At 50.4% G+C, this 3,555-nt stretch carries 3 protein-coding genes; all 3 read left to right on the forward strand.

Features of this window, described 5'->3' with window-relative positions:
• On the forward strand, nt 1-1,155 hold a 1,155-nt coding region (locus tag ACQY18_RS06450; RefSeq protein ID WP_428039275.1), incomplete at its 5' end, for a hypothetical protein.
• A gap of 78 nt (nt 1,156-1,233) precedes the next feature.
• On the forward strand, nt 1,234-2,394 hold the full coding sequence (gene tyrS / locus ACQY18_RS06455) for a tyrosine--tRNA ligase (RefSeq protein ID WP_428039276.1): 1,161 nt from the start codon (nt 1,234-1,236) through the stop codon (nt 2,392-2,394).
• Nucleotide 2,395: 1 nt separating this feature from the next.
• A complete protein-coding gene (mltG, locus tag ACQY18_RS06460) occupies nt 2,396-3,376 on the forward strand; it encodes an endolytic transglycosylase MltG (protein ID WP_428039277.1) in 981 nt (326 codons plus the stop codon).
• The last annotated feature ends 179 nt before the right edge of the window (nt 3,377-3,555 follow it).

Below are 3,555 nucleotides of genomic sequence, written 5' to 3' on the forward strand. Positions count from 1 at the left end.
CTCCGCGGGAAAACCCACGCCGCCACCGTGCTTTTTGTGTCCGGCACGCCCAGTTTGGAAATGCTGAAACTGGTTAAAGAGCAAGCCGTTCAAGAAATAAAATTCACGCAAAAACTCCCCGCGTTCAACTTTGCGCCGCAAGTAAAAATCACCCCCAAAAAAGGGGCTAAATCCAAGTATTTATCCGACTTTTTGTTAGAGGAAATCAAGCAAAACCTCACCCGCAAGGAGCCTGTTTTACTGGTGCTGAACCGCCGGGGCTATTCCAACGCATATTACTGCTTAAACTGCGGGGCGTACGCCCGGTGCAAACAGTGCGGCAGTTTGCTTTCGCGCGAAAACACGCCGGAAGGCGGCGACTTTCTGCTCTGCAAAAAATGCGGCGCTAAGGAAGATTTACACCAAATTTGCCCCAAGTGCCAAAACCAGATTTTCAAATCCCGCGGCGGCGGAACGCAAAAAATAGTGAGCGAAGTTCAAAAACTGTTCCCGTCCGCGCGCTTACTGCGGCTGGATTCCGACACCTTAAAAACCAAATCCGGCCAAGGGCATTTGGCTTCCGGCGCCCTTAAAACAGGGCAGGTGGATATAGTTATCGGCACGCGCCTGGCCGTCAGCGCGGTGGAGGCCAACGCCGTCACGCTCTTTGGCGTGTTGGACGCGGATTTGGAGTTAGACAGCCCGGACTTCCGCGCCTCGGAAAAATTGGGCCAAATGTTATTTTATTTGCGTTCCCGCGCCGCGTGCGTGCCTAACGGACGGCTGATTGTGCAAGCCTCCGGTACGGATATTTACCCCTTTGAATTTTTGCAAAGCGGAGATTTTGCCCAAGCGGCCGAACAGGAATTGGCCCTGCGGGAAGCGTTTAATTATCCCCCTTTTATCCGTTTGGTGCGCGCCACCTTAAAAAACAAAGACCCCAAAGCGCTTTGCGCGCAAGCCGCACACTTAAAAAGCATTTTTAAGCAACGCGCGCAGGAAATACTCGGCCCGGTGCCGTGCGGGAAAAAAACGGACACTCTTAAAAAAGAATATTTACTGTTCAAACTGACGGACGAACAATACTTCCCCGCCGTGGAAGTGTTGGATAGCCTCTCCACCCAAAACAAAAAGCAACCGCTTAAACTCTCGGCCGACCCGTACGATTTTTATTAAAAACCGCCTGCGCCTAGTGCGTAGCCTATTCCCATTATGCTAAAATATGGGATAAGTACCCATTTGGAGAATTATAAAATGACCATTGATGAACAAATAGATTTTTTAACGCGCGGCTGTGTGGACGTAGTATCCAAAGCCGATTTAGCCAAAAAGTTGGAAAGCGGCAAAACCTTAAAAGTTAAATTGGGTTGTGACCCTACCAGTGCGGATTTGCACTTGGGGCATAGTGTGGCCCTTTCTTTATTACGCCGCTTCCAAGATTTAGGGCACAAAGCCGTGCTGGTGATTGGGGATTTTACCGCCGCCGTGGGTGACCCGTCCGGCCGTGACTCCACCCGCCCGGTTTTGCCGCGCGAAAAAATCTTGGAAAACGCCAAAACCTATACGGAACAAGCCTTCAAAGTATTAGACCCGTCCAAAACCGAAATCCGCTTTAACAGCGAATGGTTAGATATGTTTGTATCCGGCAAAGATTTAATGCTCACGCTCCAAAAAGTGACGGTGGCCCAAGTGTTGGAACGCGACGACTTCAAAAAGCGTATGGCGGCAGGCAACCCGATTAGCCTGTTGGAAGTGTTATACAGCTTATTCCAGGGGCAGGATTCCGTCGCCTTAAAAGCGGATGTGGAACTGGGCGGCACGGACCAGATTTTTAACTTGTTAGTCGGCCGCCAGTTGCAAAAGAACAACGGCCAGGAGCCGCAAGTAGCCATTACCGTACCGCTATTAGTAGGGTTGGACGGCATTAAAAAGATGTCCAAATCCTACGGCAATTATGTGGGCTTAAACGACGCGCCCAACGATATGTTCGGCAAACTGATGTCTATTTCCGACGAACTGATGATTGCTTATTACGAGCTTTTAACCTCCGAAGATTTAACCGCCGTTAAGGCCATGCACCCCATGGAAGCCAAAAAGCATTTGGCGGGCCTGCTGACGGAGCGCTTCCACGGTAAAGAAGCCGCCATGGCCGCCCGGGCCAACTTTGAACAGGTTTTTTCCAAAAAGCAAAACCCGGACGATATGCCCGAATTTAAGCCCGAAGCCGGGCAATTACTTTCCGCCGCGTTGGTAGCGGCCGGGGCCGCGCAAAGCAAGAACAAAGCGCGCGCCTTAATAGACCAGGGTGCCGTACGCTTAAACGGCCAGAAACTCACGCAAGACGGCGTTTTGACGTTTGATTCCGGCGCCGTACTGCAGGTGGGGCGGCGCACCTTCTTAAAACTTATAAAATAATATGAAACGGCTTTTGATATTTTTTGCCTTTTGCTTGGTATTTTTGCTTAGCGCGGCGTGGCTGATAAAAATGTTCACCTGGGATAAAGGGGAGCTGACTACTTTTACCATTCACCCGGGGCAGAGCGGCGCGTCCGTGGCGCAGGAATTAAAAGCAAAAGGCATTATCAAAAGTCCGTTGGCGTTCAAAATTTTACTGCGCTTAACTTCTTCCGCGCGGGATTTGAAAGCCGGCAAGTTTGACTTACGCAAAAACACCCCCAGTTTTGAGGTCATCAACTGCATTAAAAGCGGGCAGTGTATTCACTATGAAAAACTGACCGTACTGGAAGGCTGGAGAAGTGAAGAAATTGCCGAAATGCTGGCCGAAAAAAACATTACGGACGCCAAAGAGTTTTTGTCTATCGTGCGGGAGCGCAATTTAGAAGGCAAATTGTTCCCCTCCACTTATTTATTTTCCGAAAAAACCCCCGCCCAAAAAGTAGTGGCAGAAATGACGGCGGAATATGCCAAACGCATTAAGCCGCTGTTTGCCAAATACCCCACCAAACTGACGGAAAACCAAGTATTAACCATAGCCTCTATTGTGGAGCGCGAGGCCATCCACCACGACGAACGCCCCAAAATTGCGGCGGTGTACTTAAACCGCTACAAAATAGGCAAACGCTTGGAAGCGGACCCCACCGTGCAATATGCGCTGGGGTTCAACACGCGGGAAAACCGCTATTGGAAAAAAGGGCTCACTTATAAGGACTTAAAAGTAAACTCCCCCTACAACACTTACCGCAACGCGGGGTTACCGCCGGGGCCTATTTGCAACCCCAGTTATGAATCCGTTTTAGGGGTTTTGCAACCCACGCCCAATTTTAATAATTTGTATTTTGTGGCCGATAACACCAGCCGCCACGTTTTCAGCCCCACGTTTGACGAACACAAACGCAACATCCGGCGTATCCGCGCCCCCAAACAAAACCCGATGTAAGCGCAAAATATCTTAATAAATAAAAAAGGGCTCCCGGTACAAGGGAGTCCTTTTTTGCCGCTATACCCGCAAAGGGCCAAAACCCGGCAGAAAACTAAACCCCGCAGGGCCGCCCGGCTGAGCCCCGGCGTGCCCTGCGTAAAACAAGCATGTGGCGCAATATGCCCATACTACACCCC

It is taken from the genome of Candidatus Avelusimicrobium faecicola, assembly GCA_900540405.1.
Taxonomy (GTDB): domain Bacteria; phylum Elusimicrobiota; class Elusimicrobia; order Elusimicrobiales; family Elusimicrobiaceae; genus Avelusimicrobium; species Avelusimicrobium faecicola.